Genomic DNA, 16,074 nt, shown 5'->3' with positions numbered 1-16,074 from the left:
CTCAGGGGATCAACCGCCCCATCGCCGCCTCGACCGCCAGGGCGGCCGCCTCCAGATCGCCCAGCCCGGCCAGCGCGACGCTGACGCCCCGCCCGTCCTCGTGGCGCTGCCGGTGGCGCTGATAGCGGGGATCATAGTGGTGGCACAGCAGCCCCTCGGACAGATCCTGCCAGCTTTGCCGGTCCAGCATCCCGCGCCATGCGGCGATCCGCTCGGCCGGATGCTGAGGGGCCATGCGGTCGAGGATCGCCGAGACCCGGGCCGGATCGGCCACCATGTCGCCATAGGTGGCGGCGGTGAAACCCGCCCGCGCCGCCAGAGGCACCTGCAGCTGCAAGCGCGGCGCAGCGCAGATCGCCTGCCAGATCGCCTTGGGCAGGTTCACATCGCCGATGCGGCTGCTTTCGGCCTCGACCAGCACGGGGCGGGCGGGGTCCAGCGCAGCGATGGCCAGCGCCAGCCGCCCCTCGAACATCTTCTGGCCGGGCTGCCCGCCGGGCATGGCGCCGAACAGGCTGCCGCGATGCTGGGCCAGCCCCTCCAGATCGATGACCTGATGCCCGCGCGCCGCCAGCCGGTGCAGGATCGCGGTCTTGGCGCTGCCGGTATTGCCGTCCAGAACCACGACCTGCGATGCGATCGGACCGTTCTGGACCCGGTCCACGACCAGCGCGCGCCAGGCCTTGTAGCCGCCCTCGATCCGGCCCACCCGCCAGCCGATCTGTTCCAGAATGGTCGCGAAACTGCCCGACCGCTGCCCGCCCCGCCAGCAATAGACCAGAGGCTTCCACGCCCCGCCCCGATCCGCCAGAGGTCCGGTCAGATGCCGCGCCGCATTAGCCGCGACCAGCGCCGCACCCAGCTTGCGCGCATCAAAGGGCGAGGCCTGCTTATAGATCGTGCCGACGCGGGCGCGTTCCTCGTCGGTCAGGACCGGCAGATTGATCGCGCCGGGCAGATGATCCTCGGCATATTCGGCGGGGGCGCGCACGTCTATGATGTCGTCGAACCCCGCCAGAGCAGGGTCCGCCACATCGGCCAGTCGCAGCATCAAGATCAGAAGACGTAGACGGGCGTGCCGATCGGCACCTGATCGAACAGGCTGATCACCGCCTCGTTGCGCATCCGCAGACAGCCGTTCGACACCGCCTGACCGATCGACCCCGGCTGCGTCGTTCCATGGATGCGGATCGCGGTGTCGTTGCCGCGGTCGTCATACAGATACAGCGCCCGCGCGCCCAAGGGGTTTTCCGGCCCGCCGGGCATCCCGTCGGCATATTTCAGATAGGCGTCGGGGTTGCGTTCGATCATGTCATTCGTGGGGCGCCAGCTGGGCCATTCGACCTTGCGCCCGATGGTGGCCTTGCCCTTCCAGACCAGCTCGGCGGTGCCCACGGCCACGCCATAGCGCACCGCCCTGCCCGGTGCCGTCACATGATACAGAAAGAAATCGCGGCTGACGACGACGATGCTGCCGACTTCGAAATCGTCGCGGATGGCGACCTCGACGGGCGCATAGGGGTCGGCTGCGGGCACGGCGGCGACGGCGGGTGCTGCGGTCTGGCCCATCGCCAACGCAGGAGCGGCGGCCAGCAGGGCGGCCATCGAGATGATCTGACGACGGTTCATGGCGGGGGTCCTCGTCCGGGTGTCGTTTTGTCCCAGATACAGGCAAAACCCCCTGCACCGCAACTCACGTCCCTGTTGCGGGCCGGTTGCGGGGGCAGACGGGCTTGACCGCGCGGCATGGCGGCCACATCTGTAGGGGATGACGACAGCCGATCCCCGACCCGATTGCTGTGCCAGCCGTGCCGCGACGCGCAGCGCCGCCACCCGGCCCGCGCATCTGTGCCGGGGCCGGGGCGACCGCGCCTGCCGCTGCCATCAGGGCGCCCGGCCCCGTCTGGCCCGTGCCGCGCCCTCCCGACCCGAACCGCGTTCCGTCGATGCCGTCCCGCGCCGGGATCTGCCCGATCATGCCCCTCCTTGTCCGCAGGCGCCGCCGCTGTCGCTGATGCTGCATCCCCCTTCCCGCATCATCAGTGGACCCGGACATGACATCATCCCCCCGAACTGAACCGACCCACCTTGACCTGACCATCCCCGGCATCACGTGCGGGGCCTGCGCCGGTCGTGTCACCCGCGCGCTGGACGCCCTGCCGGGCATCCGCGATCTGACCGTGAATCCCGTCACGAAACAGGCGCATCTGGCACTGGATGGCGCGACCCTGCCGCAGGTCCGTCAGACGCTGATCGATGCGGGATATCCCGCCGACCTGCCCGCGACCCGGCTGACCATCACGGGGATGAGCTGCGCGTCCTGTTCGGGCCGCGTCGCCCGGACCCTGTCGGCCCGACCCGACGTGGCCGATGCGCAGGTCAATCTGGCCACCGGGCGCGCGCTGGTGACCCATGCACCGGGCCTGACACCCCATGCGCTGGCGCGGATCGTCTCCGATCTGGGCTATCCCTCGACGGTCTTGACGGACGGTCCCGCCCCCCTGCCGGTGGACGAGGCGCAGGCCCTGCGCCGCGCCTTTGTCATCGCGGCCCTGCTGACCCTGCCGGTCTTTGTGGCCGAGATGGGCGGCCACCTGATCCCGGCCTTTCACCATTGGCTGCACGGGCTGATCCCGATGCAGGCGCTGTGGCTGATGCAGATGGCACTGGTTCTTGCGGTGCTGGCCGGGCCGGGCGGGCGGTTCTTCACCACCGGCATCCCCGCCTTGCTGCGCGGCACGCCCGAGATGAACAGCCTTGTGGCCCTTGGGGCGGGCACGGCCTTTGCCTTCTCGGTCGTGGTGACGCTGGCGCCGGGCCTTTTGCCCCCGGCCTCGCGCCAGGTCTGGTTCGAGGCGGCGGCGGTCATCGTCACCCTGATCCTGATGGGCCGCTGGCTGGAGGCGCGGGCCAAGGGGCAGGCGGGCGCCGCGATCCGGGCGCTGATCGACCTGACCCCCGACCATGTCACCGCGCTGCAGGACGGCCAGCCCGTCCGCCGGGCCGCCGCCGATCTGCGCCCCGGCGATCTGGTCCAGCTTTCCCCCGGAGAGCGGGTGGCCCTGGACGGCATCCTGACCGAAGGTCACGGCGCCATCGACGAATCCATGCTGAGCGGTGAACCCATGCCGGTCGCCAAGGCCCCCGGCGATGCGGTAACGGGGGGGACGGTCAACGGCGCCTCGGCCCTGACCTATCGGGTGAAGGCGACCGGCGCCGATACGGTCCTGTCGCGGATCATCGCCATCGTCGAACAGGCGCAGGCGGCGCGGCTGCCTGTGCAGGCGCTGGTCGACCGGGTGACGCGGATCTTCGTGCCGGTGGTCATGGCGCTGGCGGTGCTGACATTCGCGCTGTGGCTGGCCTTTGGCCCGGATCTGGCCCATGCGGTCGTGGCGGCAGTGTCGGTCCTGATCATCGCCTGCCCATGCGCGATGGGGCTGGCGGTCCCGGTCTCGATCATGGTGGGCAGCGGGCGCGGCGCGCAGCTGGGCGTGCTGTTCCGGCGCGGCGAGGCGTTGCAGCGTCTGGCCCGGGCTCGGATCGTGGGTTTTGACAAGACCGGCACCCTGACCGAAGGCCGCCCCCGGGTCACCGAGATCTGGACGACAGGCATCCCCCAGGACGCGGCCCTGCGCCTGACCGCCGCTGCCGAGGCACGCTCGGAACACCCGCTGGCCACGGCGATCCTGTCCCGGGCGGCGGGCATCGCGCTGCCCCCGGCCCAGGGTATGACCGCCGCACCCGGTCGCGGTCTGACCGCCACGGTCGAGGGCCATGCCTTGCGCATCGGAAACCGCGCGGCCCTGACCGAAGCCGGGATCACCCCCGACCCCGCCCTGATGGCCCATGCCAATGCGGCGGCGGATCAGGGCGCGACGCCGGTGCATCTGGCCGTGGACGGCACCCATGTCGCCACCTTTGCGCTGGCCGACCCGCTGCGCCCCCAATCGGCGGCGGCCATCGCGGCACTGCACCGGATGGGGCTGGGCACGGCAATGCTGTCGGGCGATCTGCCCGCCACTGCGCAGGCCGTGGGCGCACGCCTTGGCATGACCCGGATCGAGGCCGGGCTGACCCCCGCCGACAAGCTGGACCGCATTCGCGCGATGGGGCCGGACAGCGTCTTCGTGGGCGACGGGATCAACGATGCCCCGGCGCTGGCTGCGGCAGGCACGGGCATCGCCATCGGGACGGGCACCGACATCGCCATCGAATCGGCGGATGCGGTGCTGATGTCGGGCGATCCGCAGGGCGTGGTCCGCGCCATCGGGCTCAGCCGGGCGGTGATGCGCAACATCCGTCAGAACCTGTTCTGGGCCTTTGCCTATAACATTGCCTTGATCCCGGTTGCCATGGGGCTGCTGGTGCCCTTTGGTGGGCCGCAATTGTCGCCGATGCTGGGGGCCGGGGCGATGGCGTTGTCCTCGGTCTTCGTGGTCGGCAATGCCCTGCGACTTCGGAGAGCCGGATGACCCTGACCCGACGCGACCTGCTGGCGCTTGCCGCAGCCCTGCCCCTGACCGCGATCCTGTGGCCCCAATCGGCCCGTGCCCAAAGCCTGCCGCGCATCCTGTGTTTCGGCGACAGCCTGACGGCGGGCTATGGCCTGGCCCCGGGCGAGGGGCTGGTGCCCCGGCTGTCGGACTGGCTGGTGGCCAGCGGGCGGCCAGCACAGCTGATCGATGGCGGACTGTCGGGCGACACGACCTATGGCGGGCGGGTGCGGATCGAGGTCTCGATGCGCCGCCACCGCCCCGATGCCGTCATCGTCGAGCTGGGCGGCAATGACATGCTGCGCGGCTGGCAGCCCGACGCGGGCGAGGACAATCTGGACGCGATCCTGACCACCGCAGGCACTGGCGGGCGCCCGCTGCTGCTGGTCGGCATCCACGCGCCTGCGGGCGATCCCGCATGGCGCCGGGACTGGGGACAGATCTGGCCGCGTCTGGCCGAACGCCACGGCGCGCTGCTGCTGCCCGACCTGTATGCCCCCTTTGCCGCCGTCGCCCCCGAGGCGCGCGGTCCCTTGCTGCTGCGCGACGGAGTCCACCCCTCGGCCACCGGGGTGCGGATGCTGGTCGATCATCTGGGGCCGGTCGCGGCGGATCTGGTCGCGCGCACGGGGTGAGACACCAAAAGGGCGGCCCCGCAGGACCGCCCTTGTCGTCTGCCTGCCGCGCAGGATCGGGATCAGTGATTCGCGTGCGGATCCTCGGCGGGGGCGGCAGGGGCGCCCGCGCCCTCGGCACGCTGGTTGTCGACGACGGCATCGGCTTCTTCGGTGCCGCAATCGCCGAAATCGAGGGTCAGGGTCAGGCTGTCGCCATCGTTCAGCGGCTCGGTCAGGCCCAGCAGCATGATGTGATCGCCGCCGCGCGCCAGATCGTGGCTTTGCCCGGCCTCGACGGGGATGCCGCCTTCGATCGCACCCATCTTCATCACGCCATCCTCTTCCAGATGCGTGTGCAGTTCCGCCCGCTCGGCTGCGGCGGTGGAGACGGATTTCAGGGTGCAGGGAACCTGCCGATGGTTTTCCAGCTGCAGAAAGACCGCACCCACCTTGGGATTGGTGCTGCGGACATAGGCGTCGTTGATGTGCATACCGTCATGGGCCAGCGCGGCCATGGGAGTCAGGGCCGCAAATGCGGCAAGGGTCAGGGTTTTCATGGTCAGTCCTTTGGATTCGGTCGGAATGTGATCGTCAGCCGCGCAGGGCGGCCGGAGGATCACGCACCCGCGCCTGCGCGCGCGCCACGGGGGCAGCAGCCGGGACGGGACCGGGGGCCAGATGCCGCGACGACAGGCGGCGGTCGTCCAGCACCACATCGGCAGGCGCGACGGCAGCCATCAGCGACAGCGCCATGTCGGGGCAGAGATGGGTGGAGGGGACCGATTCGCCGGGTCGCTGGATCACCACGACCCCATGCCCGGTGCACAGCACGATTTGATCGCCCATCCGCACCGTGCCGCGCGCAGCCCCCAGCCCGATGCTGGTCAGCATCACGGCAAGGATCAGGATCAGGGGCAAGGGGCGCATCATCGGGGCAATCTAGCCGCTGGCCGGGCCGGGGTCAGCAGGCAATCGGTCGCAGCGCGCGCCATCCCGCCGTTCTGAGCCCACCAGCATCGGCCCCACAGCATCCGCCAAACATGCGAAAGCCCCGCCGGAACGGCAGGGCCATTGCAGGGTCAGCCCGTGGCCGGATCAGGCCTCGGCGGTTGCCGCTTCGGCCTTGACCAGATCGCGCTTGATCTTCATCGCGCGGTCCGACAGCTCGGCATCCTTGGCTTTGGCCAGGAACGCGTCCAGACCGCCACGGTGATCGACCGAGCGCAGTGCCGCTGCCGAGATCTTCAGCGAAAAGCCACGGCCCAGTTTATCGGACAGCAGCGTGACCTCGTTCAGGTTGGGCAGGAACCGGCGACGGGTCCTGTTGTTGGCATGGCTGACATTGTTACCGCTCATCGGGCCTTTGCCGGTCAGTTCGCAGACGCGCGACATGGTGTGTTCCTTCGTCCAGGCTGGCAGGCAGTCCCCGATGGGTCCGCCCAATGTGAAAGGGCGCCGCGAGGCAGCGCCCGGAATTCCGTTCGCGGGTGGTTACAGCGCCCAAAGCCCTGCGTCAAGCCTTGTCGGGCAATTCCCCTACCGCGCCATAGCCGGTTTCCAACGCGATCAGCCGCTGTTTGCGCCACAACCCGCCCGCATATCCGGTCATGCTGCCATCCGTGCCGATGACCCGGTGACAGGGCACGACCAGCGCCAGACGGTTCGCGCCATTGGCCGCCGCCACCGCCCGGACCGCCGTGGGGCGCCCGATGGCCGCCGCCAACTGCCCATAGCTGCGCGTCCGGCCTGCGGGGATCGCCTGCAATTCCTGCCAGACCCGCATCTGAAAGGGCGTGCCCTGCAAGCGCACCGGCAGGTCCAGCCGACCGTCCCGCCCGGCGAAAAAGGCCTGCAACGCGGCCTCGGTCCGGTCGGTCACGGCGCTGCGGCCCAGCCCGATGCGCCCGCCCGCCAGCACCGACAGCCGCCGCAGCCCCTGCGGCAACGCCTTGCGGTCGGTGAATTCCAGCAGATGCAGCACATCGTCATCGGCAATCGCGATCATGCCCCCAAGCGGCGTGTCGATCCAATCGGCGCGCAGATCGGCGCCCCCCCGCATCAGATGCGGCGGATGGCCGAACAGCCGCGCGAACGCCCCCCGGAACCCCGAGGCCGAATCGAATCCGGCCTCCAGCTGCGCCTCGATCATCGGATCCCCCCGTGTCAGTGCCACCATGCCCTGCCGCAACCGCGCGGCCCGGGCCATCTGCAGAAAGCTTTGCCCCAGATGCTGGCGAAAGACCCGCCGCACGGTCGAGGGGTCGTGCCCAAGCGCCACCAGATCGCCCTGCGACCAGCGATGTCCCGGACGCGCGGCCAGGGCGGCGGTCAGCTGCGCCACCAGAGGCGGCACCCCGGCGTCGGGATGACAGCGCAGGCAGGGCCGGAACCCCGCCGCCCGGGCCGCCCCCGCATCCGCGAACCAGCGGCAGTTTTCCGGGCGCGGCTTGCGGGCCGGGCAGGTCAGCCGGCAAAAGATCCCGGTCGAGGTGACGCCCACCAGCGCCCGCCCGTCAAAGGCCGGATCGCGCGCCAGCAGGGCGGCATAAAGCGTGTCATGATCGGTCAGATCGCGCATCGGGGATGCCTCCTGTTCCGGCCATCCTAGGCGATTCGCGGGACGCATGGGGCGCCGGAACGCGCAGCGCATCCGGATGGTCCAGCCAGTCCAGCACCTGTTGCGCCGCCAGCCCCGGCGCCAGATGGCCCGCCGCGACCTGCCCACCCAGATCCGCGATCCGGGCACGGGCGGCGGGCGCATCGAGCCGCGCCAGCAGGCCCGCGCGCAATTCCGACAGAAACCAGTCGCGCGCCTGCCCGGCCCGCAGCCGGTCCAGATGCCCGTGCTCGCGCCGCCATGCGGCCAGCGCCTGCATCTGCGCCCAGGCCTCGTCGAGGCCCGCCCCGGTCGTGGCCGAGACCGGCAGCGCCCGGGGAAAGCCATCGGGGTCGTGCTCGCGCTTGCGCAGCAACCGCAGCGCACCCGCATAATCGGCGACTGTGCGTCGGGCGGTCGAGAGCAGCGCGCCATCGGCCTTGTTCACCAGGATCAGGTCGGCCATCTCCATGATGCCGCGCTTGACGCCCTGCAATTCGTCGCCGCCCGCAGGGGCCAGCAGCAGCACGAACAGATCCGACATCTGCGCCACCAGCGTTTCCGACTGGCCGACCCCGACCGTCTCGATCAACACGATGTCATGACCCGCAGCCTCGCACAGGCGCACGGCCTCGCGCGTGCGGCGCGCCACGCCGCCCAGCTGCGCGCTGGAGGGACTGGGCCGGATGAAGGCGCGCGGATCGCGCGACAACAGGTCCATCCGGGTCTTGTCGCCCAGGATCGAGCCGCCCGAGCGGGTCGAGGACGGATCCACCGCCAGCACCGCCACCCGCAGGCCCGCGCCGGTCAGCCGCAGACCGAACGCCTCGATGAAGGTGGATTTTCCGACGCCGGGCGTGCCCGACATCCCGATCCGCAAGGCCTGCCGGTCGGGCAACAGGGCCATCAGCCGCTGCGCACGGTCGCGATGATCGGGCCGGGTCGATTCGACCAGCGTTATCGCCCGCGACAGCGCCCGGCGGTCGCCCCGCACAAGCGGTTCCAGCAGATCATCCGTCATCGCCGCCCCATCGCCACAGGCCCCCTTTAAGGCCGCCAGACTGGACCAGCGCCGCGCGGGCGGCAATCCCCGTCAGCCGTGGCACGGCCAGCGGGGCTGCTTGTGCGATGGGCGGGCAAGGCGTAATCTGGACCATCGCCCTTGCAAGGATCCGCCCCATGCCCGCCGCCCCTTGGTCGATGTCCCGGCGCCGCCTGCTGATCGCTGCGGGCCTTGCGGCTTGGCCGGGCCTGTTGCGCGCGGCACCCCTCGACTGGCAGGCCCGGCCCTGGCAGCTGATGATGGTCGGTTCGGCCAGTTGTCATTACTGCCGCCAGTGGCGCGCCGAGATCGGGCCCGGCTTTGCCGCATCCCCGGCAGGCCGCGCGGCACCACTGTTCGAGGTGGATGTGGACGGCCCCTTTCCCGACGGGCTGGCGCTGGATCGCCGCCCCCGCATCACCCCCAGCTTTATCCTGCTGTCGCAGGGCACCGAACGGGGCCGGGTCGAGGGCTATGTCGGCCAGACCCATTTCTATCCGGTGCTGGAGGACATGATGGCCAGGTCGGGCCTGACTTTGGGCGGCCGGGCCGGGTGATGAGGCGGCAGGGGGCTCTGCCCCGTCGCGCAAGCGCGACTCCCCGGGATATTTGCGGACCAATGCAGGGGCTTGGGCTTTTGTCGGGCGGCGGCTTGCGCTAGGCCAAGCGGAACGTCAATCTGCGAAGGTGCCGCCATGCATGACATCCGTGCGATCCGTGACAATCCCGAGGCATTCGAGGCCGCGCTGCAGCGCCGCGGCCTCAGCGGGCTGACCGCGCAGATCCTGTCGCTGGACGAGGCCCGCCGCGCCCGCATTCAGGCCGCCGAGACCGCGCAGGCCGAACAGAACCGCGCCAGCAAGGCCGTCGGCGCCGCCAAGGCGCGCGGCGACGAGGCGGAGTTCGACCGCCTGCGCGCGCTTGTGGCCGAGACCAAGGCCGATATGGCCCGCATGCAGACCGAGGCCGGCGATCTGGACGGCCAGTTGCGCGATCTGCTGATGGGCCTGCCCAATCTGCCGCTGGAGCGCGTGCCCGATGGACGGGACGAGGCCGACAATGTCGAGCTGCGCCGGTGGGGCACGCCGCCCGCGCTGGACTTTACCCCGGTCGAGCATTTCCAGATCGCCGGCGTCATTCCTGGGATGGATTTCGAGACCGGCGCCAAGCTGTCGGGCAGCCGTTTTGTTGTCCTGAAGGGCGCGATAGCCCGCATTCACCGTGCGCTGGCCCAGTTCATGCTGGATCTGCATGTCGATCATCATGGCCTGCAGGAAACCTGGACCCCGGTTCTGGTCCTGGAGGAGATGATGCTGGGCACCGGCCAGCTGCCCAAATTCGGCGAGGACAGCTACAAGACCCGCGAAGGATACTGGCTGATCCCCACATCCGAGGTGACGCTGACCAACACCGTGCATGGCGATCTGCTGGATCATGCCGCCCTGCCCCGCCGCATGGTGGCCCACAGCCAGTGTTTCCGATCCGAGGCAGGCAGCGCGGGCCGCGACACCACCGGTATGCTGCGCCAGCATCAGTTCGAAAAGGTCGAGATGGTGTCGGTGACCGATGCCGAGACAGGTCTGGACGAGCATGCCCGCATGACCCGCTGCGCCGAGGCGGTTCTGGAGGCGCTGCAGCTGCCCTATCGCACGCTGGTCCTGTGCACCGGCGACATGGGCGCAGGCGCGCGCATCACCCATGATCTGGAAGTGTGGCTGCCCGGCCAGGGTCGCTATCGCGAGATCAGCAGCGTCAGCTATTGCGGCGATTATCAGGCGCGGCGGATGAATGCCCGCTATCGTCCGCAGGATGGCGGCAAGCCGGACTTCTTGCACACGCTGAATGGATCGGGTCTGGCGGTGGGCCGGGCGCTGATTGCCGTGCTGGAGAACGGCCAGCAAGCCGACGGCGCGGTGCTGCTGCCGCAGGCATTACGGCCCTATCTGAGTGGGGCGGGCCGATTGACGGCAGACGGCGCCCTCGTCTGATACAGGATTGCGCGAGGCGCGAAACTGCCACCGCCCAAGCGCGTTGGCCTGCATGACACGGCTTGGCACAACCCTGCAGATGACAATCTCGGTGATCTTCGTGATCGCCGGAGTTGCTTATGCGCTGTGGGGCGTCGATCCGGTCATCCCCGATGCGGCGCGCAGTCTGGGGCCGTTGACAGCCGCCCTGCCCCCGCAGCCGGGCAGCGTCGCCTTGTCCATCCCGCAGATCTATCTGAACCCTCAGAACCCGGTCATGTGGGCGCTGTTGGTCACGATCTGGGTGATGGTCCTTCTGGACGCGGTCGGCCAGTTCATCGACCCCTCGGACGGCCCCGAGATCCGGGCCGAACGTCCGCGTGTCTGGCCATTGATGACAGCGGCGATGATCGGCGCCGCAGGCTGGCCGCTGCTGCTGGACCGCCCGCTGCTGCTGGCCGCAGCCACCGGGCTCAGCGCCCTGTGCGCCACGCTTGGCGCGCGCCATGCTGCGGGCCGCCACCGCCCGGCCGTCGGGTTCTTTGCGGGATGGGCCACTGCGCTGACATCCGCCGCGCTGGCCGGTCTGGCCGCGGACCGGTTCGGGCTGCCAATACAGGCCGTCTCGGCTCTGGCGATCCTGCCCGCCGCGGCGATCGGGATGGCCATGCAAAGCTGGATCGGCCCCAGCATCGGATATTCGACGGCGTTGATCTGGGCGTTTTGCGGGCTGGCCGTCACCACCATGGGCAGCGATCCGGTCATCGCCCTCGCGGCCATTCTGGGCATCACGGCCATGGCTTCGGTTCTGGTCCGCGCCGCCAGCTGACCTTTCATCTTGGCTCAAGTATCCTCGGGGGGGATCCGGCGTCAGCCGGATGGGGGGCAGACAGCCCCCTTTCTGTTTCCCTTCCGCTCAGTCGCCCTTGGGTTTCTGGCGGTTCTTGTGCTTGGACAGGGCGCCCGATTGCACAATCTTGGTCGCCTTGGCCTTGAACGGGTTTTCCCCGCCCTGATCGCGGAAGAACAGCCGGATCGGCGTGCCGGGCATGTCGAAATCCGCCCGCAGCCCGTTGATCAGATAGCGCTGATAGCTGGTCGGGATCTGATCGGTATGCGTCGATTTGACGATGAAGGCGGGCGGGCGCGTCTTGACCTGCGTCATGTAACGCAACCGGATGCGCCGTCCGCCCGGCGCCGGGGGCGGATGGCTTTCGGTCATTGCACCCAGCCATTGGTTCAGACGCGCGGTCGGCACGCGACGGTTCCAGACCTCATGCGCCTTGATGACGGCATTGTGCAAACGGTCCAGCCCCTTGCCGGTCTTGGCCGAAACGGTGACAAGCGGCGCGCCGCGCAGCTGCGGCAGCAGCTTTTCGAAACTGGCGCGCATCTCGTTCAGCTTGTGCGACTTGTCATCCTCGGTATCCCACTTGTTCACCGCAATGACGACGGCGCGACCTTCGGTCTCGGCATAATCGGCGATGCGCAGATCCTGCGTCTCGAAGGGGATCTCGACATCCAGCAGAACCACGACGACCTCGGCAAAGCGCACCGCGCGCAGCCCGTCGGCCACCGACAGCTTTTCCAGCTTTTCGGTCACGCGGGCGCGCTTGCGCATGCCCGCCGTGTCGAAAATCCGCATATGCGTGCCCATGAACTCGGTCGTGACGCTGATCGAATCGCGGGTGATCCCGGCCTCGGGGCCGGTCAGCAGGCGGTCCTGACCCAGGATCTTGTTGATCAGCGTCGATTTCCCGGCATTGGGCCGTCCGATGACGGCCAGCTGCAGCGGGCGCGCGGCGGTCGGGCGCCAATCCTCGGCACCGACCCCCGATTCGGCCTCGGCTTCCGAGATGGCCAGATCGGTCACGGCCTCGATCGGCGCGGGCCGGTCGGCCTCGATCTGATCCGACAGCGGCATCAGGACGCGGTACAGATCGTCCATCCCCTCGCCATGTTCGGCCGAGATGCGCAGCGGTTCGCCAAGACCCAGGGCATAGGCCTCCATCGCGCCCGCCTCTCCGGCGCGGCCTTCGGATTTGTTGGCGGCGACGATGACATGCTTGGCGCGGCGGCGCAGGATTTCGGCGAAATATTCGTCGGCGGCGGTGATGCCAAGGCGCGCATCGACCACGAACAGGCAGATATCGGCCTCGTCCACGGCGCGTTCGGTCAAGCGCCGCATGCGGCCCTGCAGGCTGTCATCTTCGGCCATTTCAAGGCCGGCGCTGTCGATCACGATGAATCGCAGGTCGCCAAGACGTCCCGCGCCTTCGCGCAGGTCGCGGGTCACGCCGGGCTGGTCATCGACCAACGCCAGCTTCTTGCCGACAAGACGGTTGAAAAGAGTGGACTTGCCGACATTGGGCCGTCCGACGATGGCGAGTGTAAAGGTCATCTATACGCATGCAACTGGCCGTTGCGTGCAACGACGTAAAGGGTTTGACCGGCAACCGCAAGGGCCGAGGCAGCCCCACCGGGGATCTGCACCTGACCGACCAGCGCGCCGGTGGCGGGATCGAAGCTGCGCAACATGCCATCACTGGAGGCGACATGCAACCTCCCCCCCGCCAGCACGGGTCCGTAATGCGCATGGACCGCATCCTGACGCCGCACCCGGTCGGTGGTGAAATAGGGCAAGGGCTGGCGCCAGATGACCCCGCCCGTGGCGGCATCCAGCCGCACCAGCTGGGCCTGATCATTGACCGCAAAGACCGATCCGCCCGCCACGGTGACCGGGCTTGCCGCCCCGTCGCGCGCGGTCCAGTCCTGCAGCCCGGTCGCCAGATCGACCGCATCCATGCGCCCTGACGAGCTGCCCACATAGACCCGCCCGCCCGAGATCACCGGATCGCCCGACAGCTCGCGGATGACCGCGATGGCCCGTCCGGTCCGGGTGCCCGCGATCTGAGCCGTCCAGTTGGTCAGGCCCGTCGCACGATCGACGGACAGGATCTGACCCGAGGAAAACGGAAACACCACCGTATCGCCCTGCACGGCGGGGGCCGATCCGCCCATCACGCCGGAATTCGACGCCGTTCCCGAGGTCTGCCACAAGACCCGCCCGTCGCTGGCCCGCACCGCCCAACCGACCGAGGCGCGGTCGGCGACATAGACGGTCCCGTCCTGCACCGTGGGCGCCCCGGCAATGGCCGCATCGACGCGCTGGCGCCATTGCACGGCGCCTGTCGCGGCATCCATCGCCACCAGTTCGCCAAAGCCGGTCGTGGCAAAGACCTGCCCCCCTGCATAGGCCAACCCGCCGCCCGAGGCGCTTTCGGGGTTTTCCAAAGGCGGGGTGATGTCGGTGGACCATGCCCGCCCGCCGGTCAGGGCGGTCGCGGTCACCCGTGCGCGGCTGTCCATGGTAAAGACCCGGCCCGCCGCGACGATGGGATCGGCGGTGATGCGGTGGCGGCGATCTTCGGCCTGCCCGATCGGCGCCGAAAACAGCCGCTGCGTGCCCGCGCCCAAGGCCAGATGGCCGGGCGCATGGGCGGCATTGCCGCCGCGATGGGACCATTCGGCATTGCTGACGGGCGCGGTCAGCGACAGCGCGGTGCCGGTGATGCCCGGGGGGCCATCGACGGCGGGACCGCCGGGCGAGGTCACGGCCAGCGGGTCCAGACGTTCTCCGGGCAGGATGATGTCGCGGTCGCCACAGCTGGCAAGTCCCAGTCCGGCGGCCAGCGCCAAGGTCAGTCGCAGCATGGCGGTCATCCCTGCCTCTCCCCTCGTCCAGTCTTCGTCGCGCCTGCGGGCATTACTGGTCCGCGACGCTTGTCATCGCGCCTGCCGTCTCGGCAGGCTCGGGCTCGACGCCAAGGGCGATCATCATCTCGGACAGGCGGCGGCGCAAGGCCTCGGTCAAGCCGTCCTTGTCCTGGATCTGGCGGATCAGGGTGATCGCATCCTCGGGGCGTCCGGCGCCGATCAGCGCGACGGCCTTTTGTTCCAGCGCCAGCAATTCGAACGGGGCGCCCGCGCGCGACAGGCGGGTCAGCACCTCGTCGCGTTCGGCGGGGTCCATGTCCTGTCCGCCCAGCATCACCAGCTTCAGTTGCGCCAGTTCGGCCAGCGCGCCTTCCGGGGCATCGGTGGTCAGCTGTTCCAGCGCGGTGGCCGCGGCCTGCGTGTCGCCGGCCTCGACCTCGGCCGAGGCCGCAAGCAGGCTGGTCAATGCCGCGCGTCCCGCCGATCCCTGCGGATCGACCGCCAGAATCGCCGCCGGATCGCCCGAGGCCTCGGCCGCCAGAACGGCGTCGCCCCAGTCCTGCGCGGCGGCCCGGTCCTGCGCGCGGCCATATTCACGCCATGCGGTGGCCGCGACGACGGCGATGATGACCAGAACCACGATCCAGCCATAGCGCCGCATGAAGCCGTAAAGCCGGTCGCGGCGCAATTCGTCGGTGACCTCGTCGATGAAGCTGTCGTTCTGATTGGCCATGGGCGCGTATCGTCCGATCTGTCCTGCGTTCCCGTGGTCTTATACCGGCCCGACCGGAAAAGCCAATGGCGGCGCAGCGGTTCGCGCGCATGCAAAAGGCCCGCCGATGGGGCGGGCCTTGCAGCAGGTCTGGTGGACCGGGTCAGAGGCGCGAGGCCACGTTGTCCCAGTTCACCAGCTTGTCGAGGAAGTTTTCCAGATATTTCGGACGCGCATTGCGGAAGTCGATGTAATAGCTGTGCTCCCACACGTCGCAGCCCAGAAGGGCGGTCTGGCCGAAGCACAGCGGGTTCACGCCGTTTTCGGTCTTGGTGATCTCCAGCGTACCTTCGGCATTCTTGACCAGCCAGACCCAGCCCGAACCGAACTGGCCGACACCGGCCTCGGCGAACTTTTTCTTGAACGCATCGACCGAACCGAAGCTGTCGGTGATTGCGGCTTCCAGCTGGGTGGGCATCGCGCCCGGGTTCGGACCCATCATTTCCCAGAACTGGGCATGGTTCCAGTGCTGGCTGGCATTGTTGAAGATGCCATTCTGCGCCACGGCGCCTTTCTGATAGGTGCCGGTGACGATGTCCTCCAGCGACTTGCCGTCCCATTCGGTGCCTGCGACCAGCTCGTTCAGCTTGGTGACATAGGCGTTGTGGTGCTTGTCATGGTGAAATTCCAGCGTCTCGCGCGACATGCCGCCGGCTTCCAGCGCGTCATGGGAATAGGGAAGATCGGGAAGGGTGAAGGCCATTTTGCGGTCCTTTCGAAAGGGTTGTGCTTGGTTCGGCGCAGAGCGTCGCGCATTCGCAGGCTCAACGCAAGGGGGCGGAGGGGGTTCCGGCCTGTGACCGATGGCGGTCAAGACGGGGACGGCCAATTCACCCCCTGAGGATATTTGCGGACCGCTGCAGGGGG

Annotated in this window: 17 protein-coding genes; 5 read left to right on the top strand and 12 right to left on the bottom strand. The window is 69.0% G+C overall.

Annotated features, from left to right (window positions below; genetic code table 11):
• Nucleotide 1 precedes the first annotated feature (1 nt).
• From mnmH to EG885_RS19255, 3 genes are all read right to left on the bottom strand, one after another.
• The gene (mnmH, locus tag EG885_RS19265; protein ID WP_131577860.1) at nucleotides 2–1,054 is read right to left on the bottom strand and encodes a tRNA 2-selenouridine(34) synthase MnmH; all 1,053 of its coding nucleotides are present in this window, start codon (nucleotides 1,052–1,054) and stop codon (nucleotides 2–4) included.
• A 2-nt stretch (nucleotides 1,055–1,056) separates the two neighbouring features.
• Nucleotides 1,057–1,629 carry a L,D-transpeptidase gene (locus tag EG885_RS19260; RefSeq protein ID WP_131577858.1) on the bottom strand — a complete coding sequence of 191 codons (573 nt, stop codon included), beginning with the start codon at nucleotides 1,627–1,629 and terminating at the stop codon, nucleotides 1,057–1,059.
• A gap of 64 nt (nucleotides 1,630–1,693) precedes the next feature.
• On the bottom strand, nucleotides 1,694–1,978 hold the full coding sequence (locus tag EG885_RS19255; RefSeq protein ID WP_131577856.1) for a hypothetical protein: 285 nt from the start codon (nucleotides 1,976–1,978) through the stop codon (nucleotides 1,694–1,696).
• Between the two features lie 76 nt (nucleotides 1,979–2,054).
• Between EG885_RS19255 and EG885_RS19250 the strand changes: the two genes are divergently transcribed.
• Together EG885_RS19250 and EG885_RS19245 are read left to right on the top strand one after the other, a co-directional pair.
• On the top strand, nucleotides 2,055–4,475 hold the full coding sequence (locus EG885_RS19250; protein ID WP_131577854.1) for a heavy metal translocating P-type ATPase: 2,421 nt from the start codon (nucleotides 2,055–2,057) through the stop codon (nucleotides 4,473–4,475).
• A complete protein-coding gene (locus EG885_RS19245) occupies nucleotides 4,472–5,131 on the top strand; it encodes an arylesterase (protein ID WP_131577852.1) in 660 nt (219 codons plus the stop codon). Before EG885_RS19250 ends, EG885_RS19245 begins: the two co-directional genes overlap by 4 nt.
• A gap of 62 nt (nucleotides 5,132–5,193) precedes the next feature.
• On the opposite strand, the gene EG885_RS19240 is transcribed toward EG885_RS19245, so the two are convergent.
• From EG885_RS19240 to meaB, 5 genes are all read right to left on the bottom strand, one after another.
• Nucleotides 5,194–5,670: a copper chaperone PCu(A)C gene (locus EG885_RS19240; RefSeq protein ID WP_165571217.1), complete on the bottom strand. Its 477-nt coding sequence runs from the start codon at nucleotides 5,668–5,670 to the stop codon at nucleotides 5,194–5,196.
• 34 nt (nucleotides 5,671–5,704) lie between these two features.
• Complete coding sequence (locus EG885_RS22855) at nucleotides 5,705–6,043, bottom strand: hypothetical protein (protein WP_165571216.1); 339 nt, start codon at nucleotides 6,041–6,043, stop codon at nucleotides 5,705–5,707.
• 165 nt (nucleotides 6,044–6,208) lie between these two features.
• On the bottom strand, nucleotides 6,209–6,505 hold the full coding sequence (rpmB, locus tag EG885_RS19235; RefSeq protein ID WP_131577848.1) for a 50S ribosomal protein L28: 297 nt from the start codon (nucleotides 6,503–6,505) through the stop codon (nucleotides 6,209–6,211).
• Nucleotides 6,506–6,626: 121 nt separating this feature from the next.
• A complete protein-coding gene (locus EG885_RS19230) occupies nucleotides 6,627–7,691 on the bottom strand; it encodes a bifunctional transcriptional activator/DNA repair enzyme AdaA (RefSeq protein ID WP_131577846.1) in 1,065 nt (354 codons plus the stop codon).
• Entirely contained in the window at nucleotides 7,669–8,730 is a 1,062-nt protein-coding gene (gene meaB, locus EG885_RS19225) for a methylmalonyl Co-A mutase-associated GTPase MeaB (RefSeq protein ID WP_131577844.1), read from the bottom strand. Before meaB ends, EG885_RS19230 begins: the two co-directional genes overlap by 23 nt.
• Before the next feature lie 158 nt (nucleotides 8,731–8,888).
• On the opposite strand from meaB, the gene EG885_RS19220 reads away from it, so the two are divergent.
• The 3 genes from EG885_RS19220 (at nucleotide 8,889) to EG885_RS19210 (ending at nucleotide 11,547) form a co-directional block, all read left to right on the top strand.
• Complete coding sequence (locus EG885_RS19220) at nucleotides 8,889–9,308, top strand: thioredoxin domain-containing protein (protein ID WP_242679755.1); 420 nt, start codon at nucleotides 8,889–8,891, stop codon at nucleotides 9,306–9,308.
• Between the two features lie 138 nt (nucleotides 9,309–9,446).
• Entirely contained in the window at nucleotides 9,447–10,739 is a 1,293-nt protein-coding gene (serS, locus tag EG885_RS19215) for a serine--tRNA ligase (protein ID WP_131577842.1), read from the top strand.
• 52 nt (nucleotides 10,740–10,791) lie between these two features.
• Nucleotides 10,792–11,547: a hypothetical protein gene (locus EG885_RS19210; RefSeq protein ID WP_131577840.1), complete on the top strand. Its 756-nt coding sequence runs from the start codon at nucleotides 10,792–10,794 to the stop codon at nucleotides 11,545–11,547.
• Between the two features lie 87 nt (nucleotides 11,548–11,634).
• Here EG885_RS19210 and der read toward each other — a convergent pair whose 3' ends face one another.
• The 4 genes from der to EG885_RS19190 all read right to left on the bottom strand — a co-directional run bounded on the left by der (nucleotide 11,635) and on the right by EG885_RS19190 (nucleotide 15,910).
• The gene (gene der, locus EG885_RS19205) at nucleotides 11,635–13,119 is read right to left on the bottom strand and encodes a ribosome biogenesis GTPase Der (RefSeq protein WP_131577838.1); all 1,485 of its coding nucleotides are present in this window, start codon (nucleotides 13,117–13,119) and stop codon (nucleotides 11,635–11,637) included.
• A complete protein-coding gene (locus EG885_RS19200) occupies nucleotides 13,116–14,432 on the bottom strand; it encodes a PQQ-like beta-propeller repeat protein (protein WP_131577836.1) in 1,317 nt (438 codons plus the stop codon). Before EG885_RS19200 ends, der begins: the two co-directional genes overlap by 4 nt.
• A 52-nt stretch (nucleotides 14,433–14,484) precedes the next feature.
• Nucleotides 14,485–15,168, bottom strand: a complete 684-nt coding sequence (locus EG885_RS19195) for a tetratricopeptide repeat protein (RefSeq protein WP_131577834.1) — start codon at nucleotides 15,166–15,168, stop codon at nucleotides 14,485–14,487.
• A gap of 142 nt (nucleotides 15,169–15,310) precedes the next feature.
• On the bottom strand, nucleotides 15,311–15,910 hold the full coding sequence (locus EG885_RS19190; RefSeq protein WP_131577832.1) for a superoxide dismutase: 600 nt from the start codon (nucleotides 15,908–15,910) through the stop codon (nucleotides 15,311–15,313).
• Between the last annotated feature and the right edge of the window lie 164 nt (nucleotides 15,911–16,074).

Source organism: Paracoccus nototheniae, from assembly GCF_004335005.1.
In the GTDB taxonomy this organism is placed as follows: domain Bacteria; phylum Pseudomonadota; class Alphaproteobacteria; order Rhodobacterales; family Rhodobacteraceae; genus Paracoccus; species Paracoccus nototheniae.
Note: the sequence above shows the minus strand (reverse complement) of the source record. Positions and strands in the feature narration are given on the sequence as shown.